The organism is Streptomyces sp. NPDC057617, from assembly GCF_042800555.1.
Lineage (GTDB): Bacteria > Actinomycetota > Actinomycetes > Streptomycetales > Streptomycetaceae > Streptomyces.
Genome location: NZ_JBHVGV010000004.1, coordinates 334,600 through 359,577, shown reverse-complemented (window position 1 = coordinate 359,577; position 24,978 = coordinate 334,600). Strand labels below are relative to the sequence as shown.

Here is a 24,978-nt window from a genome sequence, read left to right as displayed (position 1 = left end):
ACCAAATCAGAAGAGAGCTGGGAAAGGTGCCCGTAGGTCGGGCGGTGGGATGGTCCGTTCCCTTGGACGCGAACCCACCCAGGCCCGCTGCCGTTGTCCGGGACCCCAGATCGGAGCCGCCAGGGTGGTGCTCCGAGTGGAGCCCGTGCGGGAGTCTGGAAGGATGGAGTCGACGATGACGTCGCCCCCAGGTCAGGGACCCCAGTCAGGGACAAGCACCTCACACCCGCACATCACAAGGAGCGGCCCGATGCCCATCGCAACCCCCGAGGTCTACGCCGAGATGCTCGACCGGGCGAAGGCAGGCAAGTTTGCCTACCCGGCCATCAATGTGACCTCGTCCCAGACCCTGCACGCTGCGCTGCGCGGCTTCGCGGAGGCCGAGAGCGACGGCATCATCCAGATGTCCACTGGTGGTGCGGAGTTCCTGGGCGGTCAGTACAACAAGGACATGGTGACCGGCGCGGTCGCCCTCGCCGAGTTCGCGCATGTGGTCGCGGCGAAGTACGACATCACGGTCGCGCTGCACACCGACCACTGTCCCAAGGACAAGCTCGACGGCTATGTCCGTCCGCTGCTCGACATCTCCGCCGAGCGGGTACGGGCCGGCCGCGACCCCCTCTTCCAGTCGCATATGTGGGACGGCTCCGCGGAGACGCTGGCCGACAACCTGGCCATCGGTGAGGAGCTGCTCGCCAAGGCCGCCGCCGCCAAGATCATCCTTGAGGTTGAGATCACTCCGACCGGCGGTGAGGAGGACGGCATCAGCCACGAGATCAATGACGAGCTGTACACGACCGTCGAGGACGCGCTGCGTACGGCTGAGGCGCTCGGACTGGGCGAGAAGGGGCGCTATCTGCTGGCCGCGTCCTTCGGCAATGTCCACGGTGTCTACAAGCCGGGCAACGTGGTGCTCCGTCCCGAGCTGCTCAAGGACCTCCAGGAGGGCGTGGCCTCCAAGTACGGCAGGGCCGCGGGCAGCCAGCCCTTCGACTTCGTCTTCCACGGCGGCTCGGGCTCCTCGGCCGAGGAGATCGCCACGGCGCTGGAGAACGGTGTTGTGAAGATGAACCTGGACACGGACACGCAGTACGCCTTTACGCGTCCGGTCGCGGCGCACATGTTCACCAACTACGACGGTGTGCTGAAGGTCGACGGCGAGGTCGGTTCGAAGAAGACCTATGACCCGCGGACCTGGGGCAAGCTGGCCGAGGCGGGCATGGCGAAGCGCGTCACGGAGGCGTGCGGGGCGCTGCGGTCGACGGGCACGAAGCTCAAGTAGTTCCGGCAGGCCCGCCACAGGCGCCGGCTGCGTTACGCACACCGGGCCCGGCATCTCGTACGTACGGTACGAGACGCCGGGCCCGAGTCATGCCGGCGGCCAGGTCCAGTGCTGTCGGCCGGGTCGCCCGGGGGCCGCGGGGCGAGGATGATCCCCGTATGGAAATCAGGCTGTCCTCGGCCCAGGGCCGCTGGATCATTCTGACGACGGTGCTTGGTTCGAGCATGGCGCTGCTCGACTCGACCGTCGTCAATGTCGCGCTGCCGCACATCGGAAGGTCCCTCAACGCGGATCTGGCATCGCTCCAGTGGACCGTGAACGCCTATCTCGTCACGCTCGCCGGGCTGATCCTGCTGGGCGGGTCGCTCGGTGACCGGTACGGGCGGCGGAAGATCTTTGTGATCGGGGTGGTCTGGTTCGCGCTGGGCTCGCTGCTCTGCGGGATCGCGCCGAACGCGGGGGTGCTGATCACCGCGCGGGCGTTGCAGGGTATCGGCGGGGCGCTGCTCGTACCCGGATCACTGGCGATCATCCAGGCCAGCTTTCATCCGGACGACCGGGCGCGGGCGGTGGGGCTGTGGTCCGGGCTCGGCGGGGTGGGGGCGGCGATCGGGCCGTTCGTGGGCGGCTGGCTGGTGGACGGTCCCGGCTGGCGCTGGGTGTTCCTGCTGAATGTGCCGCTGGCCGCGATCTGTACGCCGGTGGCGCTGCGGCACGTACCGGAGACCAGGGCCCCGGCGGCGCACGGGCGGTTCGATGTGCTGGGCGCGGTGCTCGGGGCGGTGGCGCTGGCGCTGATCACCTACGCGCTGATCGGCGAGGCGGTCTCGGCGGGGCTGGCCGGGGTGGTGGTCGCGGTGGCCTTCGTCCTGGTGGAGCGGCGCCGCGAGGAACCGATGCTGCCGCCGTCGATCTTCCGGTCCCGGCTGTTCACCGCGGTGAATCTGGTGACGCTGTGCGTGTACGCGGCGTTCGGCGGCTTCTTCTTCCTTGCCGCGCTCCAGCTCCAGGTCGTGGTGGGGTACTCGGCGCTGGGCGCGGGGGCGGCGCTGCTGCCGACGACGATCCTGATGCTGCTGCTCTCGGCGCGGTCGGGCGCGCTGGGGGAGAAGACGGGACCGCGGCTCCCGCTGACGGTGGGGCCGCTGCTGTGCGCCGGGGGCATGCTGCTGATGCTGCGGGTGGGCCAGGGCTCGTCGTATCTGGCGGATGTGCTGCCCGCGCTGCTGGTGATGGGGCTGGGCATGGTGACGCTGGTCGCGCCGCTGACCGCGACGGTCCTGGGGTCCGTGGACACCGCGCGGGCGGGCCTGGCCAGCGGTATCAACAACGCGGCGGCCCGCGCGGCCGGCCTCCTCGCCGTCGCGGCCCTCCCCCTGCTGACCGGCCTCGGCCCGGAGGCGTACCGCTCGGCCACCCAGTTCGGCGCCAGCTTCGACCGCGCGATGCCGCTGTGCGCGGGCATCCTGATCGTCGGCGCCCTCATCGCGGCAGTGACGATCCGCACCCCGAAAGCCACCGGCGAACAGCCGGAGTGCAAGATCCACTGCGGCCTCGCGGCCCCGCCCCTGGAACCGGAAGCGGCACAACCGGCCCCGGACCAGGTGCCCGGGGACCGCGGACCTGGAGATCGTCCGGCAGCAGACGGAAAGCCGGATGTCCCGTGAGCGGGGGGTGGGGCGGGGCAAGGCAGACTGTACGTATGGCCATCCATGGAAACCTTCTGGGGGGACCGCCCCCCACCCACCTGCCCGATGATCCCGAGCCGCGGGAGCTGCTGGCTCAGGGGGCGCCGGCCGACGAGGTCGCCGCCAAGTATCCGGCGTCGTCGCTGGCTTGGGCGCAGCTTGCCGACGGGGCGTTCGAGGGCGGGCGGGTCGTCGAGTCGTACGCGTACGCCAGGACCGGTTACCACCGCGGGCTCGACGCCCTGCGGCGGAGCGGGTGGAAGGGGCACGGCCCTGTGCCCTGGGAGCATGAGCCGAACCGCGGGTTCCTGCGGGCGCTGCACGCGCTCGGGCGGGCCGCGCAGGCGATCGGGGAGCAGGACGAGTACGAGCGCTGCTCGACGTTCCTGCGGGACTCCTCGCCGCTGGCGGCCGACACGCTGGGCTGAGCGCTGAGCGCTGAGCGCTGAACGCTGAACGCTGAACGCCGAGCGCCGAGCGAGCCTGAGGCTGGGGCGCTCGCGCCGGACCGTACCCCCGGGGCCGGCCGCTCCAGGTCAAGTAATTCGGTGCAGCACGCAACCTTTCGAAGGCCCCGCCCGTCTGCCAGGGCGCGGGCCTTCGGTCGCCTTCGGTCTGTTCGGTCTGTTACGACGACCCTGTACGGCCTGGTCCCGCCGCCATCGCCGTTCGTATCCGGTACACCGGGTCTCACCAGGGAGAAGTCCCGTCTTGGGCAAGCGCGTCACCAGTCGTCGAGGCACCAGTGGACGCACGAGTCGAAGCAGCCGTCGGCGTTCGCTCAGTCCGCTCGCTCTCGGTGGGCTCGGTCTGGTCCTCGTGGTCGTCCTCGGCGGTGCCGCGTTCGCGTTCCGGCAGGGCGGCGGGGGCGAAGCCGGTACCGGCGCGGCCGCTGAGACCGCTGAGACCGCCGACGTACGCGAACTGCGCCCCCCGAAACCCTCGGAGAGTTCCAGCAAACCCCCGGAGAGTTCCAGCGCGCCGACGCCCCCGGAGCGCTCCCCGTCGCCGTCCTCGTCCCCGTCGCCGTCCTCCAGCAGCTCCCCGCCCCGCGTCCTTGCCTCCGGGCCCGGGACCTTCACCACCGCGCAGGCGCACGGCAGCCGTGTCGGTTCCGGTCCGTTGCGCCGTTACCGGGTCCAGGTCGAGAAGGGCATCGACATATCCGCGGAGGGCGCCGCCGCCGAGATAGAGGCGATACTCGCCCACCCGCGCGGCTGGGCCGCCCACGGCCGCGGCTCCTTCCAGCTCGTCTCCTCGAAGGCCGACGCCGACTTCGTCATCCGTATCGCCACCCCCGCCACCGCCGACCGCCTCTGCCTCGCCGAGGGCCTCAACACTCACGGCGAGCTGAACTGCGAGACCGGCGACGGCGTTGTGGTCAATCTGCGCCGCTGGGTCCTCGGCTCGCCCACCTTCGACGGACCGCCCGCCGAATACCGGCACCTCGTCATCAACCACGAGGTCGGCCACGAGATCGGCCTCCACCACCATCTGGGCTGCTCGGGCCCCGGCCGTCCCGCGCCGGTCATGATGCAGCAGATCAAGGGTCTGGACGGCTGTGTGTCCAACGCGTGGCCGTACGACGAGCGCGGGACGTACATCACGGGGCCGCGGGTCTGAGCCCCCAGGGCTGAGGCTCTGAGCCCCCAGGACACAGCGCCTGAGCCACCGTCCGGGGCCATTCGGGGCGCACCTCACCCCCGCCACCGACCCGTGTCCCGGCTTATGATGCCCGCAGGGGACCGGGGCTCCGTAACCAACACGGAAGGGGCGGACCGCTACCCGGAGCACATGCCGAGGAGACGGAGATGTCGCACGCCCCCGATACCCCCGAAGCCGGTTCGGAAGCCCCGAACCTCGACTTCGCCGGGACCACCCCGTACGAGGACTACGTCCAGGCCGAGGTCCTCACCCACCTCCAGCAGCCCCGCTCCGACGACCCCGGCGAGATGGTGTTCCTCGTCACCACGCAGGTCATGGAGCTGTGGTTCACCGTCATCGTCCACGAGTGGGAGACCGCGGCCCGCGCGCTGCGCGAGGACCTTACGCGGCCGGCCGTCGACGCCCTCAAGCGTTCCGTACGGGAGCTGGAGGCGCTCAACGCCTCCTGGCGGCCGCTCGCCCAGCTCACCCCCGCGCAGTTCAACTCGTACCGCGGCGCCCTCGGCGAGGGCTCCGGCTTCCAGTCCGCGATGTACCGGCGGATGGAGTTCCTGCTCGGCGAGAAGTCGGCGTCGATGCTCGTACCGCACCGCGGCGCCCCGCGCGTCCACGCCGAGCTGGAGAAGGCGCTCCAGGAGCCGAGTCTGTACGACGAGGTCCTGCGGCTGCTCGCCCGGCGCGGGCTGCCGGTGCCGCCCGAGGTGCTCGGGCGCGATCTGTCGGGGCGGTACGAGCCGTCGCCCGCGGTCGAGGAGATCTGGGCCGGGATCTACGCTGACCCGGACCAGCACAGCGAACTGATCCGGCTCGGCGAGGCGCTGACGGACGTCGGCGAGCTGGTGTGGCGCTGGCGCAACGACCATCTCGTGGCGACCCGGCGGGCGATGGGCTCCAAGACCGGGACGGGCGGGTCGGCGGGCGTCGCCTGGCTGGAGAAGCGGGCGTCGAAGAACGTGTTCCCCGAGCTGTGGACGGCGCGCAGCCATGTCTGAGCCGTTGGAAGAATCCGAGCCGCTGGAAGACTTGCCCGAGTCGCTCGAAGCGCTGAACGAATCCGGGCCGCGGCCCTTCGGGGAGTCCGTGCCCGGGGCCGGCTCCCGCCCCCTCGCCCTGCGCGCCGCCGCGCTCGACGCCGCCGACGAACTCGCCGCCCGCCGCGAGCTGTTCGCCCTCACGGACGGCGTCGTGTACCTCGACGGCAATTCGCTCGGCGCCCTCCCCCGCCATGTCCCCGAGCGCCTCCAGGACGTCATCGCCCGCCAGTGGGGCGAGCTGCGTATCCGCTCCTGGACCGAGAGCGGCTGGTGGGAGGCGCCCGAGCGGATCGGTGACCGTATCGCGCCGCTCGTCGGCGCCGCGCCGGGCCGGATCGTCGTCGGCGACTCCACCAGCGTCAATGTCTTCAAGGCCGTGGTGGCGGGCGCCCGCCTCGCCGACCCCGGCCGGGACGAGATCCTCGTCGACGCCACGACCTTCCCCACGGACGGCTATATCGCCCGGTCCGCGGCCCGGATGACCGGCAGCCGGATCGTGCCCGTCGCCCCGGCGGAGCTGGTCGGCGCGCTCGGGCCGCGTACGGCGGTGGCGCTGGTCAACCATGCCGACTTCCGTACGGGACGGCTCCACGACCTGCCCGGGATCACCGCCGCCGTGCACGAGGCCGGGGCGCTCGCCGTCTGGGACCTGTGCCACAGCGCGGGCGCGCTGCCGGTCGGTCTGGACGAGCACGGCGTGGATCTGGCGGTGGGCTGTACGTACAAGTATCTGAACGGCGGGCCCGGTTCGCCCGCGTTCCTCTATGTCGCCGAGCGCCATCAGGCCCGCTTCGACTCCCCGCTGCCCGGCTGGAACGCGCACGCCGATCCGTTCGCGATGGCCGCGGACTTCACGGCGGCGGAGGGCGCGGTACGGGGCCGGGTCGGCACCCCCGACATCCTCTCCATGCTGGCGCTGGAGGCGGCCCTCGATGTGTGGGCCGGGGTACGGATGGAGGCGGTGCGCGCGAAGAGCCTGGCGCTCACCGACTTCTTCCTGGAGTGCGTCGAGGCGTACGCGCCGCCGGGCCGGGTCACCTCGCTGACCCCGGCGGCGCACGCGGAACGCGCCAGTCAGGTCGCCCTCCGCTGCGCCGAGGCGCCCGCGGTGATGGAGACGCTCATCGCGCGCGGGATCGTCGGCGATCTGCGCAGGCCGGACCTGCTGCGCTTCGGTTTCACGCCGTTGTACATCGGATTCGCCGATGCGGAACGGGCCGCGCGGGTGCTCGGGGAGGTCCTGCGGGAGATGGCGCCGGGGACCTCGCCTGGGGTGTCGACCGGGGTGCCGGCCGGGACCCCTTCGGGCCGCTAGGCAGGCCTTCCCGACGGTGCGGGCGCCGGGGCGGTGGCCGGACCGGGACGCGGGGTGTGATCGACCCCCTTCGGGGCTGATACCGTCCCCGCTGATCAGGTCAATTCGGCCCCCGTACCGAAAGGTTGGCGCAAGATGCCGGACCCCGCCGCGCCCGATGCCCTCGCGCGTGACGTCGCAGAGACCGAGTCGGTCCTGGCCCATCCGGTCGTCCGGCCCGATACCACCGCCGCGTACGGCGACCACCCTGATCAGGTGATCGACTTCTACGCGCCCCGGGGCGACCAGGAGCGGGTGCCGCTCGTTGTCGTCCTGCACGGCGGTGCCTGGCGGGCGCCGTACGACCGCGGGCACCTCACGCCGTTCGCGGACTTCCTGGCCCGCCGCGGGTTCGCCGTCGCGAACGTCGAGTACCGGCGGGGGCCCGCGATTCCGCAGCAGGGCGGCGCCGCTCCGCTGGCGGGGCGGTGGCCGGAGACGTTCGACGACGTGGCGGCGGCGATGGACGCGCTGCCCGCGCTGGTCGCGGACGCGCTGCCGCGCGCGGACGCCCGGCGGACCGTGGTGACCGGGCACTCGGCGGGCGGCCATCTCGCGCTGTGGGCGTCGGCCCGGCACGTGCTGCCGGAGGGCTCGCCCTGGCGGCTGCCGGAGCCGCCGCCGCTGCGCGGGGTCGTCGCGCTGGCGCCGATCGCGGATCTGCTGCGGGCCGTGGAGCTGGATGTGTGCGGCGGAGCGATTCAGCAACTGCTGGGCGGCGGGGACGAGTTCAAGCGCCGCAGGGAGAGCGCGGACCCGGCGGCGCTGCTGCCGACGGGGATCGCGACGGCGGTGGTGCAGGGCCGTACGGATCTGACCGTGCCGTACACGGTCGCGGAGGAGTACGTGGCCGCGGCGGCGAGGGCAGGCGAAACGGTCGGCCTGACGCTGCTGGAGGACGTCGGCCACTTCCCGCTGATCGACCCGAAGGCGGACGCGTGCGCGGTGGTGGCGGAGGAGATCGCGCAACTCGCCTGGTGAGCGGGGTCCGGTACGTACGGGACACGGCCTGGCGTACGGGCGTGACGCCTCGCACAGCGCGAGCGGCCCCGGCCCGACCAGGCCCCGATCCGGCCCCGACCAGGCCCCGATCCGCACCCGGCCCGCGGCTCTCCCCGCGGGGAGTCCTCGTACCGCGCCCGGACCCGCGTAGTACCTGGGACGGACGGCTGAGGATCCGCTTCCGTGGTGACGACCCCGTCCCCGCCCTGCCCCTACCGTGGCAGCGTGACCCAGACAGATACCGGGAAGGCCCGGAGCCCAGAGTTCCGCCTGGCCGCGGGGGCGTTCAGGAGCCTGCGCCAGGACCTCTTCCACGATGCCTTCGCCTACCGCCCGCTGGCCCCCATGCGGACGGACGGCCCGCTCACCCGCCGGCTGCCGGGCCGGACACGCGAGTACGCGGCCCGGACCCCGCACGCGGTCATCGTGGCCGGGGCGCTGCTGGTGCTGTTCATCGGCTTCGCCGACGGTGGCTCGTTGTTCCGCGTGCTGCCCGTCGCGCCGGTGCTGCTGACCCTGACCAGGCCGGTCGGCGCCTGGTGGCTGGCGCTGGCGCTGTCCGCCGTGCTGAGTGCTGTGGGATACCGCGACTGGCCCTGGGAGCCAAGCGCCTTCGCCGCCTATCTGATCGTGATCACGGTGGTGGCGGCCCGTACCCGCCCCCGCACCGCCGCCTGGCTGTGGGTGATGACGGCGGCGTACGTGGTGTTCTCCGAGGTGTTCCTCACCCCGTACGGGTACAGCTCCTCGGGTGTCCCCATGCTCTTCGTCTCCGCGCTCGTCCTGCTGACCGTGAGCCTGCTCCAGGTGCGCAGGAAGGCGGAGCAGGAGGTCGCGGCGCAGCAGAGCGTGACCGCGGTCGAACGCGACCGGCGCACGCTCCTGGAGGAGCGCACCACCATCGCCCGTGAGCTGCACGATGTGGTCGCGCACCATATGTCGGTGGTCGCGATCCAGGCCGAGGCCGCCCCGTACCGGGTGGAGAACCCGCCGCCCGAGCTGGAGCAGGCCTTTGTCACGATCCGGGAGAACGCGGTCGCGGCGCTGACCGAGCTGCGCCGGGTGCTCGGGGTCGTACGGGCGGCGGACTACCAGGCCCCCGACGCCCCGCAGCCCACCCTCGCCGAACTCGACGGGCTGCTCGCGAATGTCGGGGAGGCCGGTCTGACCGTGGAGAAGACGGTCACCGGGGCGGTACGGGAGCTGCCGCCGGGCGTCGAGCTGTCGGCGTACCGCATCGTGCAGGAGGCGCTGAGCAACGCGCTGCGGCACGCGCCCGGGTCGACCGCGCGGGTCGAGATCGCGTACGTACTGGGCGGGCTGGGCCTGCGCATCGTCAACACGGCGCCGCAGGGCCTGGTCAAGCCGTCGCCCGGGGCCGGGCACGGCATCACCGGGATGCGGGAGCGGGTGGCCATGCTGAGCGGCGAGATGACCGCGGAGCCCACGGAGGACGGCGGGTACGAGGTGGTGGCCTTCATACCGGTCGCGGCGGCGGAGCGGGACGGGCGGGATGCCGAGGGCGGGGCCCAGCAGCCGGAAGGGGACGCGGCATGACGATCCGCGTGCTGATCGTCGACGACCAGGTGATGGTCCGCGAGGGTTTCTCCGTCCTGCTGAACGCGATGCCGGACATCGAGGTCGTCGGGGAGGCGGTGAACGGCCGCGAGGCGATCGCCCAGGTCACGGCCCTGCGCCCCGATGTTGTCCTGATGGACATCCGCATGCCGGAGCTGAACGGCATCGAAGCGACCCGCGAGATCGTCGCGGCGGACGCCGACGCGAAGGTGCTGGTGCTGACCACCTTCGACCTCGACGAATACGTCTACCAGGCACTCCGCGCGGGCGCCTCCGGCTTCCTCCTGAAGGACGCCTCGGCGCGCCAGCTCGCGGACGGCGTACGAGTGGTCGCCTCCGGCGAAGCCCTCCTGGCCCCCACCGTCACCCGCCGCCTGATCACGGAGTTCTCCAAACTCTCCGAAACCCCACGCGCCCCGGCCATGGCCCGCATCGGCGACCTCACCGAACGCGAGACGGAGGTCCTGGTCCTGATCGCCCAGGGCCTGTCGAACGCGGAGATCGCCGAACACCTCGTCGTGGCGGAGTCCACGATCAAGACGCACGTGAGCCGCATCCTGGTAAAACTGGGCCTCCGCGACCGCACCCAGGCGGCGGTCTTCGCGTACGAGGCACGCCTGGTGACGCCGGGCTGATCCGCCCCCCGGTCACGTGCCCGTACGCTGCGGCCCGCTTCATCCACAGGCTGTGGACAAAGCGGGCCGGTGTCGTACGGCATGGCCCTACGTCAGCATGTCCCGGCGGCGCAGGCCTGTCAGGCCCGCCGCTACCAGCGCTGTTGCCACCGCCGTCAGGATCAGGGCCGGGGGCCAGGTCATGTCCGCGCCCGGGAGCTTGGGGAGGTGGGTGAAGGGGGAGAGGTTCATGGCCGGCTGGGGGAGGTTCACCGCCGGGCCGATCCAGCCCAGGGCCAGGGTGAGGCCCGCGACCGCCCAGGCCGCCGCGGCCGCCCTGGGGAACAGGCCGTACAGCAGGACAGCCAGTCCGCCCACCACCCAGATCGCGGGGAGCTGGACGAGTGAGGCGCCGAGGATGCCGGGGAGGCGGTGGCCGTAGCCCAGGTACAGGCCCAGGCCGCCCAGCAGCATGATCAGGGCCGCGCCGCCGAACGCGATCAGGAGGTGGCCCGCCGCCCAGCGGAGCCGGCCGACCGCGCCCGCCAGTACCGGTTCCGCGCGCTGGCCGGTCTCCTCGCCGTGCAGCCGGAGCACCGAGGCGACCACGTACAGCGCCGCGATCATGCCCAGCATGCCGGTCATCGCGGCCAGGAACGAGTCGGTCAGCCCCTGCTGCCCGCCCATGCGCTCGAAGATCTCCCTGGTCTGCTCGTTGTCGCCGACCAGGTCGGCCGCGCCCTCGGTGAGACCGCCGAAGATCAGCCCGGCCACCAGGAAACCCGATCCCCAGCCGAGGACACTGCCCCGCTGGAGCCGCCAGGCGAGCGCGCCCGCCGTGCCGAGCCGGCCGTGCGCCGGGCCCGGCCGCGCGGGCAGGAAGCTCATCCCGATGTCGCGCCGCCCCGCCAGGGTGTACGCGATGACGGCCTGGACACCGATCGCGGCGAGCAGGATCAGCAGCACCCACCACCGCTCGCCGGCGAACGCCCGGACGTTCTCGGCCCAGCCGAGCGGGGACAGCCAGGTCAGTACGGACGAGCCGTCGGCGGACGCCGCGTCGCCCGCGGCCTTGAGGACGAACGCGGCGCCGGTGACGGCGGCCGTCAGCCCCTTCGCCAGCCGTGCGTTCTCGGTGATCTGCGCGGCGATGGCGGCGGTGCAGGCGAAGAGCATGCCGACACCCGCCGTGGCGAGCCCCACCGCCAGCGAACCGGCGAACTGCCCGTCGCCGCTCTCGCCCTCACCCCGCGCATAGGCGGCCATCACCACGGTGACCAGCACCGCCAGCGCCCCGTTCGCCGTCAGCGCCGCCAGCAGCGCGCCGGTCAGCGGCGCCCGCCGCCCGACCATCGCCGAGGAGAGCATCTCCTGACGGCCGGTCTCCTCTTCCTCCCGGGTGTGCCGGATGACGATGATGAGGCTCATCACGGCCGCGAAGGCGCCTCCGAAGCCGATCATGCGCCACGTCGCCAGCCCGCCGAGGGAGTCGCTGAAGATGGGGCCGTAGAGCGCGCGCAGCGAACTGTTGCTCGCCGTGGTCTGTACGACGTCGGCCCGCTTGGCGGCCGTGTCGTACAGCGCGGCGAAGGACTGCGCGACGGACATGTAGGAAGCGCCGATGACCAGCACCCACACCGGCATCATGACCCGGTCGCGACGCAGCGCGAGCCGCAGCAGCGGCCCGGTCCCGGCGAGATGGCGGGAGCCTCCGGCGCGCGAGGCCGGTACGGAGGCGGTGGTGGCGGTGGCGGTCATCGGGACACCGCCGCGTCGGTGCCGCTCGCTCCGCTGACGGCCGTGCCCGGGCCCGTGGTCGGGGCGTCGGCCGGGTCGGTGCCATCGGCCGCGTAGTGGCGCAGGAACAGTTCTTCGAGAGTCGGCGGCGTGCTGGTCAGCGAGCGGATCCCGGACTCGGAGAGCGAACGCAGCACCGCGTCCAGATGCTCGGTGTCGACCTGGAGCCTGACCCGGTGGCCCCGGCCCCCCTCGACCGACTGAACGGCCAGGTCATGGACGCCGGGCAGCCGGGCCAGTCCGTCGGGCGCGCCGACGAGTTCCGCGCTCACGCTCGTACGGGTGAGATGCCGCAGCTCCGACAGCGAACCCGACTCCACGGTCACGCCCTTCCGGATGATGCTCACCCGGTCGCAGAGCGCCTCCACCTCGCTCAGCACATGGCTGGAGAGCAGCACGGTCCTGCCCCGGTCGCGCTCCTCCTCGACACACCGCTGGAAGACCTCCTCCATCAGCGGGTCGAGCCCGGAGGTCGGCTCGTCCAGGATCAGCAGATCGACGTCCGAGGCGAACGCGGCGACCAGGGCGACCTTCTGCCGGTTGCCCTTGGAGTACGTACGCCCCTTCTTGGTCGGGTCGAGTTCGAATCGCTCGACCAGCTCGGCCCGGCGTGCCGCGTCCAACCCGCCGCGCAGCCGCCCGTACAGGTCGATGACCTCGCCCCCGGAGAGGTTCCGCCACAGCGTCACATCGCCGGGTACGTAGGCCACGCGCCGGTGCAGTTCGACCGCGTCCTTCCACGGGTCCCGGCCGAGGAGCTGCGCCGCGCCGGAGTCGGCGCGCAGAAGTCCGAGCAGGACCCGGATGGTGGTGGACTTGCCCGCTCCGTTGGGGCCGAGGAAGCCATGGACCTCGCCGGTCTCGACGGTCAGGTCGAGACCGTCCAGCGCGTGTGTCCGGCCGAACGATTTGTGCAGTCCGGCGACCGTGATTGCCTTCGTCATGCTTCGGAACGTACGCTACTTTCACAAACTTGTGAAGTTAAGAAAACGTCAAAAGGGGTCGGGTTAAGATCGGGAAGTGACCGGGGCGGATGGCGAGCAGGGAGGCGATGGGGCGATGAGCGGCGGGAGCGGTGGGGGCCGTACGGGCGGCGGCGGTACGAGTGGTACGGGTGAGCGCGGCGGTGCAGCCGGTACGGGCGGTACGGGCGGGCCCGGCCCGCAGCGGGACGAGGAGGCCGTCTCCCGCTTCGTCGAGCGCTTCGCGGCCGAGATGACCGAGGCCGGAATGCAACGCACCGCGTCCCGGGTCTTCACCGCCCTGCTCTCCTCGGACGACGCGAGCCTGACCTCCGCGGAGCTGAGCGAGCGCCTCAGCATCAGTCCGGCCGCGGTGTCCGGGGCGATCCGTTATCTCAGCCAGGTCGGCATGGTCAGCAGGGAGCGCGACCCCGGCTCGCGCCGTGACCGCTACCGGCTCCACCATCAGCTCTGGTACGCCACCTTCGCCAACCGGGACTCGGTGCTGATCCGCTGGGAGAGCACCCTGCTGGCCGGTGTCGAATCGCTCGGCGCAGACACCCCGGCGGGAGCGCGGGTCGCGGAGACGGTGGAGTTCTTCGCGTTCCTCCACAAGGAACTCGGGTCCCTGATGGAGCGGTGGCGGATCCAGCAGGAGGGGCTGCGCCCGGCGGAGGCGGACGGAGCGCTCCCGCAGGCCTGACCTCCGCATGCCCGCGCACGCCGGATCGTCCCGTACACCTGCCCCGCGCGGGAAGCCACGCCCGCCCCGCGCGGGAAGCCACGCCCGCCCCGCGCGGGAAGCCCGCCCGCCCCGAGGCCCCCGCGCCTACGGCCGCACCGGCACCGTACCGCTCGGCAGGGTCAGCTCCCAGGCGTCCGGCCGCAGCGTCCAGGTCCGGGTCCGTACCGGCCCTGTCACCCGGGCGTCCGCCCGGTAGCGGAAGTCCGCCCCCGACACCGTCACCGAGAGCGCGCTCGCGCGCACCGGCTCCGGCGACGCGTACGTACGGATCACGATCTCCGCGCGCCCCCCGCACGACCGCACCGTCACGCCCTCGACCGGCTCGTCCAGATCGTTCAGCACGACCCCGTCCGCCTCCACCCGCAGCCGGTGCGAATGCGCCGCGAGCGCCTGCGGAACAGGCCGTACGAGCGTCCGTACCAGCGAACGGCACGCGTGCCAGACCGACGCGGCCACCGGCGCCGCCCCCGGCGCGGACGGCGCGGGCAGTGCGGGCAGCGCCGGGATCCGGAGATCCCCCAGCACCACCCCGTCGCTGTCGTCGACCAGCAGATCGAGCCGGCGCACCACCCCGTCCAGCACGGCGCGCGCCGCCGCCACCGCGCCCGTCGGCACGCCCAGCGACCGCGCGAGATCCACGGCTGCCCCCACCGGCACCAGCGAGAGCGCCCCGGAGGCCAGCTCCCGCTCGCGGTGCAGCAGCGAGACCGTACGCAGCAGCGCCCGGTCGTCGCCCACCACCACCGGCCGTCTGTTCCCGCGTCTGGCCAGCGCCCGCGCGAACTCCTCGGGGCCGTCGGGGAAGCAGAACTTCACCGTGGCACCCGCGCTGAGCACGTCCTTTGCGATCCGCACCGATTCGCCGTCGGCTCTGCTGGCGACCGGGTCGATGACCACCAGAAGCTGCTGCGCGCCGTTCTCGGCGGGCTCTGGAGCCAACAGCTCGGTCCTTCCTCGGGTAGCATCTTTGTGCAAGAGCCCCTTGCGCTATTGCGCCAGGGGCTTCGTCTATTCCGGGGCACCGGTTCGACGGTCAGGGCTGACTCGTACGGTCGTACAAGCTCGTACAGTCATACAAGCGGTACAGCAGTACAGCAGAGTCGTACAGCGGTACAGCGGTTTCAGTGGCTACTGCGTGATGCGATGTCGTGCGTGTGTGTGCGTGCGATGTCGTACGGCGTACATGAGCATGAGCCGCATGAGCCGCATGGACGGCGTGCGCGGCCCCCGACCTTGGACATGCCCCGCCCGGAAGGGGTGTACGCCTGTGCCCGCACTTGTGCTGCTCGGTGCTCAGTGGGGTGACGAAGGCAAGGGAAAGGCCACCGATCTGCTCGGTGGATCCGTGGACTATGTCGTGCGCTATCAGGGCGGCAACAACGCCGGTCACACGGTCGTCGTGGGCGACCAGAAGTACGCACTGCATCTCCTCCCTTCCGGAATCCTCTCCCCGGGATGTGTCCCGGTGATCGGTAACGGAGTGGTGGTCGACCCGGCCGTCCTGCTCTCCGAGCTGAGCGGGCTCAACGAGCGTGGTGTCGATACGTCCAAGCTCCTGATCAGCGGTAACGCTCATCTCATCACCTCGTACCACACCACTATCGACAAGGTGACGGAACGGTTCCTCGGTTCGCGGAAGATCGGTACGACGGGCCGGGGCATCGGCCCCACCTACGCCGACAAGATCAACCGCGTCGGTATCCGGGTCCAGGACCTGTACGACGAGTCGATCCTGACCCAGAAGGTGGACGCGGCCCTCGACTTCAAGAACCAGATCCTCGCCAAGCTCTACAACCGGCGCGCCATCGAATCCGGCAAGATCGTCGAGGAGCTGCTGACCTACGCCGACCAGCTCAAGCCCTACGTCTCCGACACTACCCTGGTGCTCAACAACGCCATCGACGAGGGCAAGGTCGTCCTCTTCGAGGGCGGCCAGGGGACGCTCCTCGACGTGGACCACGGCACGTACCCCTTCGTCACCTCGTCCAACCCGACCGCGGGCGGCGCCTGCACGGGCACGGGCGTGGGGCCGACCAAGATCAGCCGGGTCATCGGCATCCTCAAGGCCTACACGACCCGGGTCGGCGCCGGTCCTTTCCCGACCGAGCTGTTCGACGACGACGGCGAGGCGCTGCGCCGGATCGGCGGCGAGCGCGGGGTCACGACGGGGCGCGACCGGCGCTGCGGCTGGTTCGACGCGGTGATCGCGCGGTACGCGACCCGGGTCAACGGTCTGACCGACTTCTTCCTCACCAAGCTGGACGTCCTGACCGGCTGGGAGCGGATCCCGGTCTGTGTGGCGTACGAGATCGACGGCCGGCGCGTCGAGGAACTGCCGTACAGCCAGACGGACTTCCACCACGCGAAGCCGGTGTACGAATACCTGCCGGGGTGGTCGGAGGACATCACGACGGCGAAGTCCTTCACCGACCTGCCGAAGAACGCGCAGGGGTATGTGAAGGCGCTGGAGGAGATGTCGGGGGCGCCGGTGTCGGCGATCGGGGTGGGTCCGGGGCGTACGGAGACGATCCAGATCAACTCGTTCCTGTAGTTCTGGCCGGTAGTTCTGGCTGGTGCGGAGGGGCGGGGGCCCGGGGACGGCTAGGGCGTGTCTTCAAAGTAGCGTCGTCCGCCCGCAGGGCGGGCCTGGCGGCGTCTGGTGCGTGCGATCGCAAGGCGGAGGGTCATCCTCGTACTGGACGTACTTGGATGATCCCGACAACGCGGCGAGCGTGCGTGCCAGGCGTCGCCGGGCAGACGGGACTTTGAAGACACGCCCTAGGCGCGGGGGCCGGTTTTCGGGCCGGACCGCCGGGCGGGGGTCAGCCGCTCTCGGTGTCCTTGCCGTACGTGAGGGACTCCCCGCCCTTCGACTCCCGGTGGAGGCTGCCGTCCGGCCGTATGGTCAGCTCGGTCGGCTTCCCCGGGGTGCAGGACGACATCGGCTCCCCTTCGGTGACCTCGGAGGGGCCGATACGGAGCGGGGCGCCGGGTTCGGGGGCGGCGGCGAGCGGCGCCTCGAAGACACAGTGGTACTTCCCGCCGTCCTGCGCCGGGCCGTCCGCCGTGAGGGTGAGGACCGTCTCGCCGATCTCGCCCTGCCGGATGACAAGCCGCCGGGTACTGAACCCGGCGGCGGTCTCCAGCCCGCTGGACCAGCTCCCGAGGTACTCCTCGGGTACGGCGCCGGCGCCCGCCGTGTCGGTCGGCGAGGCGGTCGGGCTGGACGGGGGCGTGCTGTCGGCGGGCGCCTTGGGGGCGGGGGAGGCGCCGGCCTCGGCCTGCCCATCGTCCTGCGCGCTGCCGCCGTTCATGAACGCGTACACGGATCCGCCCGCCCCGATCGCGACGATCAGCGCGACGACGATGAGCGCGGCGGTCCCGCGGGCACTGCGCTTGGAAGGCTGCTCCGGCGCGGGCACGGGGGCCGGACCGTACGGCGGGGTGGGCCCGAAGGGGTTGGCGGGGCCGGCGGGGTTCGTGGCGCCGGCGGGGCTGTACTGGCTGTAGGGCTGGTAGCCGCGGTACGGATGGGGCTGCTGCGGTACGGGCTGCGGCGCCGCTGGTACGGCCGGTGCGACCGAGGCGTTGAGCACGGTGGGCAGGGCGTGGGTGGCGGGTGCGGGTAGGGGCGGCTGGCCCTGGGGCTGGGGCTGTCCGTGGCCCTGGCCGTTCGGTTGTTGCGGCGGCACCGGCTGGCCGTGGGCCGCAGGCTCGCTGTGTGGCCGGCGCTGTACCTGGCCCGGTACCTGGGCCTGGGGTACGGGCTGGCTCTGGTGTTGCTGCTGTGGTTGACCCGGTGCCGGTGCCGGTGCCTGAGGCTGCTGCTCAGCCTGCGGCTGCCCCTGCGGTTGGGCCTGGGCCTGGCTCAGGTGCTGCGGCTGACCCGGTGCTGGTGCCGGTGCCGGTGGCTGCGGCTGTCCCTGCGGTCGGCCCGCCTGGGCCTGCTGTTGCGGCCCAGTCTGACCCTGAACTCGGCCTTGCTGACCCGGGATCTGGACCTGCGGCTGCCCGTGGCCCGGGCCCTGAGGCTGCGGTTGACCCGATGCCGATGCTTGCGGCTGCCGTTGAGCCGCCGGCTCCGGACGTAGCTGTGTCTGTGCCTGGGGCTGCTGCCCCGGTGCTGCCTGGCCCTGCGGCTGGTGCGGTACCTGAGGCTGTGCCTCCAGACCCGGTCCGGCCTGAGCCTGCGGCTCAGCAGGCGGCCCGGTGGGTGCCGCCGGGGTCCCCGCAGGCACCTGCGTCGACGGCGCCTTGGCCGCAGTCGGGACGGCCTGCTGCGCAGACCCCTGCCCGGCAGCCGCCGCGGTCGCCGCAGCCGCGGGCGCCCCCTTCGCACCCGGCTGCACTGCCCCGGCCACTCCCGGCCCCGGCACAGCTCCCACAGCTCCCGCACCCGGCGAGGTACCCGCACCCCCTCCTGGCGCGACCCCCGCACCCGCCCCCGGCACAACTCCCGCGCCCGGCGCCGGCACTGCCCCCGGCACCGCGCCCGCCGCGCCCGCCACCCCCAGCGGCACCGCACCCGACCCCCGCGGTTCCCTTCGCTCCGGGGTCCGTATCTGGCCCGTCGGGTCCTCGTGTTCCAGCAACCGCACCGCGTGCTGGCCCAGTTGTGCCAGCAGGCCGCCCGGCAGCCAGGGTTCGCCGCCGGGGCCCGCGCCCGCGTCCGCCGCCTCGCCGACGCGGGCCAGGATGTCCCGTGTGGTCGGCCGCGCGGCCGGTTCCTTCTGGAGGCACGCGTGCACCAGGATCGCGAGCTGCTCCGGCAGCCCGGACAGGTCCGGCGCCTCCTGCGCGATCCGGTACATCAGCGCGTGCGCGCCACTGTCCGCCCCGCCGAACGGCAGCCGCCCCGTCGCCGCGTACGCCAGCACCGAGCCCAGGCAGAACACGTCGCACGCCGCCGTCACCCGGTCCCCGCGTACCTGCTCCGGCGCCATGAAGCCGGGCGACCCCACCAGCGCGCCCGTCCGTGTCAGCCCCTCCGCCGTGACCGTCTCCAGCGCGCGGGCGATCCCGAAGTCGATGACGCGCGGCCCCTCGATCGTCACCAGCACGTTCGACGGCTTGAGGTCCCGGTGGATGAGCCCGGCCGCGTGGATGTCCTGGAGCGCGTGCGCGAGCCCCGAGGCGAGGATCCGTACGGAACGCTCCGGCAGCGGACCGTGCCCGCCGGACACGACCGAGTGGAGCGTCGGCCCCGCCACATACCCCGTGGCCAGCCACGGCACCGGCGCCTCCGTGTCCGCGTCGAGCACCGGCGCCGTCCACGCGCCGCCGACCCGCCGCGCCGCCGCGACCTCCTGCCGGAACCGGTTGCGGAACTCCTCCTGTTCGGCCAGCTCCCGCCGTACGAGCTTGACCGCGACCGTACGGCCCCGGTCCGAGCGCGCCAGATAGACCCGGCCCATGCCGCCCGCGCCGAGCCGTGCCAGCAGCCGGTAGGCGCCGATGCGTTGCGGATCTCCTGCTACCAGCTTCTCCATGGCCGCGCGGCCCCTCCTCGTACTCCCCGTACGTCGTACGTCCGGTCCGGTGTCCGGCCTGGATCATCTCGCATGAGGCGAAGGGACTTGCCGGGTATCCCGACTATCTCGAACGACACTGCGGGGAGTTGCGCGGGGGGTGATTCGGTCCGTCCGGCGTTTGAGGACGAAACGGCGGCCGGACGGACCCGGCGTACCAACGCCCGGCGAGCCAAGACCCGGCCGGCCAGTGCGGCCACCGCACCCGGCGCGGCACGGTCACGGCGTCCGGGCCCGGCACGGCACCCGGCGCCGCCGGCCGTCACTCCGGCCAGGCCGAGTTCTCGATCACGTCCACGAAGTCCGTCCGTACGAACCCCGGCGAGAAGCGCGCCAGCACATCCGCCTTCACATTGCCGAAGGCCGTCTCGGGCCGGTGCTCGATGCCGTCCGTGAACGCCCGCAGGATCCGGTGCTTGAAGTCGGGCCGCGGATGCGCCGCGACCACCGCGTCCCGCACGTTCTCCGGCACGGTGTCCAGCCCGATCCCCAGCACGTCGAACTCCACCCCCGCCGTCACCAGCGCCACCTCCGGCTCCATGTGCGCCGGGATCTCCGGTGTCGTGTGCAGGGCGATCGCGGTCCACACGATCCGCGCGCTCTCGGCCGGCAGCCCCTGGCCGAGCAGGAAGTCGCGGGCCGCGTCGGCGCCGTCGATCTCGAAGCGCCGGTGGGAGGTGCGGTAGCGCTCGGTCAGGCCGAGGTCGTGGAACATCGCGCCGATGTAGAGCAGCTCGGGATCGTACGAGAGGCCGCGCCGTCGGCCCTGGAGCGAGCCGAACAGGAAGACCCGGCGGGAGTGGTCGTACAGCAGGGGGCTCTCGATGTCCCGCACCAGCTCGGTGGCCTCCTTGACGAGGCCGCTGTCGGGGATCTCGATGCCGGCGATGCGCTCGGTCATGGCAGGTTCCTTTCGGGTGGGGCGTGCGATACCAGGCCATGCCTCCAATGTCAGGCCAGGTGGCGCCCTCTCGCCATGTCTCCGGGGACACACATCCCACACATCCGGCCATCGATCCGGGCTACGGTCGGTGTCATGCGGGGCAGCACGCGCGGGGCGCGCAAAGAAATCGTGGTGTTCGTCTATGACGGCGTTCGGCTGATGGACGTGGCCGCGCCCCTGGAGGTGTTCGGTACGGCGACGGGCCTGGGCGGCGCGTACAACCCGGCGGGGTCGGGCAATCCAGCGGGGCCCGGCGGCCCGTACGACACCGTGGTCTGCTCGGCGGACGGCGGCCCGGTGACCACCTCCACCGGCACCCGCCTGTACGCAGACATGGCGGTCGCCGGCATCGCCGACGCCCACACCCTCGTCGTCCCGGGCTCGGACGAACTGCCTCTGCGCCCGCCGCCCACCGGACTGCTCGACGCGGTCACCGTCCTCGCCGGCCGGTCCTCGCGAGTCGCGTCCGTCTGTACCGGCGCGTTCGCGCTGGCCGCCGCCGGGCTGCTGGACGGCCACCGCGCCACCACCCACTGGCGGCACGCGGCGGCCCTGGCCAGGCGCTATCCGGCGGTGACCGTCGAACCGGACGCGATCTTCGTACGGGACGGCCGTACGTACACCTCGGCCGGGGTCACCGCCGGCATCGATCTCGCGCTCGCGCTGGTCGAGGAGGACGAGGGCGCGGATCTGGCGCGGGAGGTGGCGAAGGACCTGGTGGTGTTCCTGCGGCGGCCGGGCGGGCAGTCGCAGTTCTCGGTCGCCGCGCGTACGCCGAACCCGCCGCACGACGGCTTGCGCGAACTGCTGCGCGAGATCGCGGCGGACCCGGCGGCCGACCACTCCCTCCCGACCTAGGGCCTCTCGTTTGGGTCTGGCTGGGCTCGCGGGCCCTGGCACCGCGCCTCGCCGCGTTGTCGTCAGTCGCCTACGCTCCGCGTGGGCTCCTTCCTCCGCCTTGCGATCCACGGCACCAGACCCCGCTCCCTGATCCAGCCAGACCCAAACGAAAGGCCCTGGCCCGCCGCGCCGGCCTGAGCACCCGCCACCTCTCACGCGTCTTCAACGACCAGACGGGCACGACCCCGGCGGCGTACGTCGAGTCGGTACGGCTGGAGGCCGCGAAGGCGCTTCTGGAGGCGGGTGAGACGGTGACGGCCGCGGCCCGGCGCGCCGGACTGGGCACGGACGAGTCCCTCCGCCGCACCTTCCTCCGCCACCTGGGAGTCCCCCCGTCCGCCTACCGGGCCCGCTTCCGTACGACGGGTGCGCCGCGGGGGTAACGGCTGTGACGTGAAGGGCTGAGCCCGAGCCCGGGGCTACGCCTTCGGCTCGGTGAAGCGGATGTTGTTGCCGAAGGGGTCGCGGAGGCCGCAGTCGATTCCGTACGGGCGCTCGGTGGGCTCCTGCGTGAACTCGACGCCCCGGCCCAGCAGCGTCTCGTACGTCTTGCGGCAGTCCTCCGTGCTGAAGATGACGCTGCCCATGGCCCCCTTTGTGACCAGCTCGCGGACCTGCTGGGCCGTCTCCTCGGGCATCGCCGGAGCGCCCGGCTTCTCCAGCAGGATCTGCCGCTCAGGGTGACCGGGCACGCCGACGGTCAGCCAGCGCATGAAGCCCAGGTCGACATCGGCGTGAACTTCCAGACCGAGCTTGCCGACGTAGAAGTCGAGAGCCTCGTCCTGGTCGAGAACGTATATCTGTGAATGCGTGATGGCGTTGAACATGTGACTCACGCTAGCGGGCAAGCCGGACAAAAACTTATCCGAAACTGCTCAGTCGGTCGGCACCACAGGGTGGGTCAGGCGCTCGGCCGCGTCCACGCCATCGTGAAGCACGTCGGTACGCCCGTGGCCGCCGCTTCCTTGCGGTACGTCCTCGGTGACCGGCCGACGATGTCGTGGAACGTACGGCTGAAGGTTCCCGGGCTGCCGAAACCGACCTGGTAGCAGATCTCCGTCACACTGAGGTCGGTCTCCCGCAGCAGGAACATCGCCCGCTCGACACGTCGGCGCTGCAAGTAGCGGTGAGGGGTCTCGCCGAATGTGGCCCGGAAGGTACGTGTGAAGTGCGCCTCCGACACATGAGCGATCCGCGCCAGGGCCGGCACGTCCAGCGGCTGCGCGTACGAACGGTCCATCGCGTCGCGCGCACGGAGCATGCGACGGTTGGACTCCTCAGCGGCAGCGGCACGACTCACAGCCCCATCACACCACGCTTCCCCACCGCCCGTAACGGCCCCGGCGACCACTCCGCCTCTCACCCGCCCGCACGCCCGACACCCGACAACATGCTCAGCCGCGCCGCCCACGCCATACACCCTGGCCGTACCGCGCCCCACCAGGCACTCTCTACCCTGGCCCACATGATCCCCCTTACCGATCCTGCGGCGGCCGATCCGGCGGCGGGCGCTGCCGTCAAGGCCGCCGACCGCGCTCATGTGTTCCACTCCTGGGCCGCGCAGGAAGTGATCGACCCGCTCGCCGTCGCCGGCGCCGAAGGCTCGTACTTCTGGGACTACGACGGGCACCGCTATCTCGACTTCACCAGCGGTCTTGTCTTCACCAACATCGGCTACCAGCACCCCGCCGTCGTCGCCGCGGTCCAGGAACAGGCCGGGCGGCTCACGACCTTCGCGCCCGGGTTCGCGGTCGACGTACGGTCCGAGGCCGCGCGCCTCATCGCGCAGCGCACCCCCGGCGATCTCGACAAGATCTTCTTCACCAACGGCGGCGCCGAGGCCGTCGAGAACGCGATCCGTATGGCCCGGCTGCACACCGGCCGCCCGAAGGTGCTGTCCGCGTACCGCTCGTACCACGGAGCCACCTCCACCGCGATCGGTCTGACCGGCGACCCGCGCCGCTGGCCGTCCGACAGCGGAACGTCCGGCGTCGTCCACTTCCACTCGCCGTTCCTCTACCGCTCGCCCTTCCACGCCACGACCGAGGCCGAGGAGTGCGCCCGCGCGCTGGAGCACCTCGAAACGACCATCGCCTTCGAGGGCCCCGCGACCATCGCGGCGGTCATCCTGGAGACCGTCCCGGGCACGGCCGGCATCATGCCGCCGCCGCCCGGCTATCTCGCGGGTGTACGGGAGATCTGCGACCGGCACGGCATCGTGTTCGTACTGGACGAGGTGATGGCGGGCTTCGGGCGTACGGGCGCGTGGTTCGCCGCCGACCACTACGGGGTCGTACCGGATCTGCTGACCTTCGCCAAGGGCGTCAACTCGGGGTACGTCCCGCTCGGCGGCGTCGCGATCTCCGCCGGGATCGCGGACACCTTCGCCACCCGTCCGTACCCCGGCGGGCTCACCTACTCCGGCCATCCGCTGGCCTGCGCCGCGGCCGTCGCCACGATCCGGGTGATGGAGGACGAGAAGATCGTCGAGCACGCGGCGCACATCGGGGAGACGGTCCTCGGCCCCGGGCTGCGCGAACTGGCGGCCCGCCATCCCTCGGTGGGCGAGGTCCGCGGTACGGGGGTGTTCTGGGCCCTCGACCTGGTCAGGGACAAGGAGACCCGCGAGCCGCTCGTCCCGTACAACGCGACCGGCGCGGCGAACGCGCCCATGGCCGCCTTCGCCGCCGCCTGCAAGCGGAACGGCCTGTGGCCCTTCGTGAACATGAACCGTACGCACGCGGTCCCCGCCTGCAACATCACCGAGGCGGAGGCGAAGGAGGGGCTGGCGATCCTGGACGGGGCGCTGACGGTCGCGGACGAGTACGCGGGGTAGGCGGGCCGGGGAGGCGGAGGGTGTGGCGTGACCACAGGTGTGCCGCGCACATGGCCGGGCACGAGCACACAGCCGGGCACGACATGTGGCCCGGACACATGTCACGACATGGGGCTCGGACACATGTGGTCCCGGCACATGCCCCGGCCCGGCCGCATCCCCCGCGTCGGCTCCGTCACACCTTCCGTCCCATCCCGCCCTCCCCCATCCGCTGCCTTAAGGTGTCCGGAGCCGGATGAGGGGAACGAAAGACCATGCCCGCCAGCGGAGCCGTGACCCGCAGCACTTTGCGGCAGCAGATCGCGGACGCGCTGCGTGACGAAGTGCTGGCAGGGCGTTTACTGCCGGGGCAGGAGTTCACCGTCAAGCAGATCGCCGAGCAGTACGGCGTCTCGGCGACCCCGGTCAGGGAGGCCCTGGTCGATCTCTCCGCGCAGGATCTGCTCGACTCGGACCAGCACCGCGGTTTCCGGGTCCACCGGTTCTCGATCGACGACTTCCGCGGCATGGTCGAGGCGCGCGCGCTGATCGTCGACGGTGTGTTCGGCAAGCTGGACGGCGAACGCCTGGCGACCAAGGCGGACGGTACGGAGCTGGTGTCCGTACGGCGCCGGGCCGAGGAGGCCGCACGCGCGGCGAGATGCGGCGACCTGAACATCCTCATCGGCTACGACCTGCGCTTCTGGCGAGAGCTGGGCGCGCTGGTCGCCAACCGCTATGTCGCCGACTTCCTGCACCGGCTGCGTGTGCAGGCGTGGGTCTTCTCCGTCCCGTTCCTCCGCGAGGACACCGAGGGCGGCAAGTGGCTGTGGAACGGGCATGAACAGCTCGTCGACGCCCTGACCCTCGGCGACGCCGCCGGGGTACGCGCCGTGATCGCGGAATACGACGACCACGCGCTCAAGTGGGCCGACAGACTGGAGAGTTCGCCACGGTGAGCGGAAACGGGGGCGGGGACGGCGTGAACGCATCGGAGCCGGCGGAGGGACCAGCCGCAGGCGACAAGGCCGGAGGCGACAAGGACGCGGGCTACAAGGACCGGGGCGACAA

General features: G+C 71.9%; 22 protein-coding genes. 15 read left to right on the top strand and 7 right to left on the bottom strand.

From position 1 onward, the window contains the following. Nucleotides 1-250: 250 nt before the first annotated feature. The 9 genes from fbaA (at nucleotide 251) to ACFU9P_RS13145 (ending at nucleotide 10,238) form a co-directional block, all read left to right on the top strand. Nucleotides 251-1,282 carry a class II fructose-bisphosphate aldolase gene (gene fbaA, locus ACFU9P_RS13185; RefSeq protein ID WP_384079657.1) on the top strand — a complete coding sequence of 344 codons (1,032 nt, stop codon included), beginning with the start codon at nucleotides 251-253 and terminating at the stop codon, nucleotides 1,280-1,282. A gap of 158 nt (nucleotides 1,283-1,440) precedes the next feature. Continuing rightward, nucleotides 1,441-2,949 carry an MFS transporter gene (locus ACFU9P_RS13180; protein ID WP_376373638.1) on the top strand — a complete coding sequence of 503 codons (1,509 nt, stop codon included), beginning with the start codon at nucleotides 1,441-1,443 and terminating at the stop codon, nucleotides 2,947-2,949. Nucleotides 2,950-2,984: 35 nt separating this feature from the next. Continuing rightward, on the top strand, nucleotides 2,985-3,398 hold the full coding sequence (locus tag ACFU9P_RS13175) for a DUF3151 domain-containing protein (protein WP_384079653.1): 414 nt from the start codon (nucleotides 2,985-2,987) through the stop codon (nucleotides 3,396-3,398). 283 nt (nucleotides 3,399-3,681) lie between these two features. Beyond that, entirely contained in the window at nucleotides 3,682-4,593 is a 912-nt protein-coding gene (locus ACFU9P_RS13170) for a DUF3152 domain-containing protein (protein WP_384079650.1), read from the top strand. Between the two features lie 188 nt (nucleotides 4,594-4,781). After that, nucleotides 4,782-5,627: a tryptophan 2,3-dioxygenase family protein gene (locus ACFU9P_RS13165; RefSeq protein ID WP_384079647.1), complete on the top strand. Its 846-nt coding sequence runs from the start codon at nucleotides 4,782-4,784 to the stop codon at nucleotides 5,625-5,627. After that, the gene (gene kynU, locus ACFU9P_RS13160; RefSeq protein WP_384079644.1) at nucleotides 5,620-6,984 is read left to right on the top strand and encodes a kynureninase; all 1,365 of its coding nucleotides are present in this window, start codon (nucleotides 5,620-5,622) and stop codon (nucleotides 6,982-6,984) included. Before ACFU9P_RS13165 ends, kynU begins: the two co-directional genes overlap by 8 nt. Nucleotides 6,985-7,119: 135 nt before the next feature. Further along, a complete protein-coding gene (locus ACFU9P_RS13155) occupies nucleotides 7,120-8,004 on the top strand; it encodes an alpha/beta hydrolase (protein ID WP_384079641.1) in 885 nt (294 codons plus the stop codon). 246 nt (nucleotides 8,005-8,250) lie between these two features. Then, entirely contained in the window at nucleotides 8,251-9,582 is a 1,332-nt protein-coding gene (locus ACFU9P_RS13150) for a sensor histidine kinase (RefSeq protein WP_384079637.1), read from the top strand. Next, a complete protein-coding gene (locus ACFU9P_RS13145) occupies nucleotides 9,579-10,238 on the top strand; it encodes a response regulator (protein ID WP_376373619.1) in 660 nt (219 codons plus the stop codon). The genes ACFU9P_RS13150 and ACFU9P_RS13145 overlap by 4 nt, the downstream gene beginning before the upstream one ends. Nucleotides 10,239-10,325: 87 nt before the next feature. Here ACFU9P_RS13145 and ACFU9P_RS13140 read toward each other — a convergent pair whose 3' ends face one another. Both ACFU9P_RS13140 and ACFU9P_RS13135 read right to left on the bottom strand, forming a co-directional pair. Next, nucleotides 10,326-11,975 (bottom strand): ABC transporter permease, encoded by a 1,650-nt coding sequence (locus tag ACFU9P_RS13140; RefSeq protein WP_384079633.1) that lies wholly within the window; start codon nucleotides 11,973-11,975, stop codon nucleotides 10,326-10,328. Next, the gene (locus ACFU9P_RS13135) at nucleotides 11,972-12,958 is read right to left on the bottom strand and encodes an ATP-binding cassette domain-containing protein (protein ID WP_384079630.1); all 987 of its coding nucleotides are present in this window, start codon (nucleotides 12,956-12,958) and stop codon (nucleotides 11,972-11,974) included. The genes ACFU9P_RS13140 and ACFU9P_RS13135 overlap by 4 nt, the downstream gene beginning before the upstream one ends. Nucleotides 12,959-13,073: 115 nt before the next feature. Here ACFU9P_RS13135 and ACFU9P_RS13130 point away from each other — a divergent pair, with 115 nt between their 5' ends. Continuing rightward, nucleotides 13,074-13,679 (top strand): GbsR/MarR family transcriptional regulator, encoded by a 606-nt coding sequence (locus ACFU9P_RS13130; protein WP_384080056.1) that lies wholly within the window; start codon nucleotides 13,074-13,076, stop codon nucleotides 13,677-13,679. Between the two features lie 126 nt (nucleotides 13,680-13,805). On the opposite strand, the gene ACFU9P_RS13125 is transcribed toward ACFU9P_RS13130, so the two are convergent. Then, entirely contained in the window at nucleotides 13,806-14,663 is an 858-nt protein-coding gene (locus tag ACFU9P_RS13125) for a diacylglycerol kinase family protein (protein WP_384080054.1), read from the bottom strand. Nucleotides 14,664-14,988: 325 nt separating this feature from the next. On the opposite strand from ACFU9P_RS13125, the gene ACFU9P_RS13120 reads away from it, so the two are divergent. Next, complete coding sequence (locus tag ACFU9P_RS13120) at nucleotides 14,989-16,272, top strand: adenylosuccinate synthase (protein WP_384079627.1); 1,284 nt, start codon at nucleotides 14,989-14,991, stop codon at nucleotides 16,270-16,272. 271 nt (nucleotides 16,273-16,543) lie between these two features. Here ACFU9P_RS13120 and ACFU9P_RS13115 read toward each other — a convergent pair whose 3' ends face one another. Next, entirely contained in the window at nucleotides 16,544-19,210 is a 2,667-nt protein-coding gene (locus tag ACFU9P_RS13115) for a protein kinase (protein ID WP_384079624.1), read from the bottom strand. A 301-nt stretch (nucleotides 19,211-19,511) separates the two neighbouring features. Continuing rightward, entirely contained in the window at nucleotides 19,512-20,150 is a 639-nt protein-coding gene (locus ACFU9P_RS13110) for an HD domain-containing protein (protein ID WP_376373605.1), read from the bottom strand. A 135-nt stretch (nucleotides 20,151-20,285) separates the two neighbouring features. Here ACFU9P_RS13110 and ACFU9P_RS13105 point away from each other — a divergent pair, with 135 nt between their 5' ends. Further along, nucleotides 20,286-21,050: a GlxA family transcriptional regulator gene (locus ACFU9P_RS13105; protein WP_384079620.1), complete on the top strand. Its 765-nt coding sequence runs from the start codon at nucleotides 20,286-20,288 to the stop codon at nucleotides 21,048-21,050. 56 nt (nucleotides 21,051-21,106) lie between these two features. Next, nucleotides 21,107-21,475 (top strand): helix-turn-helix domain-containing protein, encoded by a 369-nt coding sequence (locus ACFU9P_RS13100; protein ID WP_384079617.1) that lies wholly within the window; start codon nucleotides 21,107-21,109, stop codon nucleotides 21,473-21,475. 36 nt (nucleotides 21,476-21,511) lie between these two features. On the opposite strand, the gene ACFU9P_RS13095 is transcribed toward ACFU9P_RS13100, so the two are convergent. Beyond that, nucleotides 21,512-21,919: a VOC family protein gene (locus ACFU9P_RS13095; protein ID WP_376373599.1), complete on the bottom strand. Its 408-nt coding sequence runs from the start codon at nucleotides 21,917-21,919 to the stop codon at nucleotides 21,512-21,514. 74 nt (nucleotides 21,920-21,993) lie between these two features. Further along, nucleotides 21,994-22,353: a helix-turn-helix domain-containing protein gene (locus ACFU9P_RS13090; protein ID WP_376373860.1), complete on the bottom strand. Its 360-nt coding sequence runs from the start codon at nucleotides 22,351-22,353 to the stop codon at nucleotides 21,994-21,996. Nucleotides 22,354-22,557: 204 nt separating this feature from the next. Here ACFU9P_RS13090 and ACFU9P_RS13085 point away from each other — a divergent pair, with 204 nt between their 5' ends. Further along, on the top strand, nucleotides 22,558-23,928 hold the full coding sequence (locus tag ACFU9P_RS13085) for an aspartate aminotransferase family protein (RefSeq protein ID WP_384079612.1): 1,371 nt from the start codon (nucleotides 22,558-22,560) through the stop codon (nucleotides 23,926-23,928). Nucleotides 23,929-24,182: 254 nt separating this feature from the next. After that, nucleotides 24,183-24,866: a GntR family transcriptional regulator gene (locus ACFU9P_RS13080; protein WP_384079609.1), complete on the top strand. Its 684-nt coding sequence runs from the start codon at nucleotides 24,183-24,185 to the stop codon at nucleotides 24,864-24,866. Nucleotides 24,867-24,978: the final 112 nt, after the last annotated feature.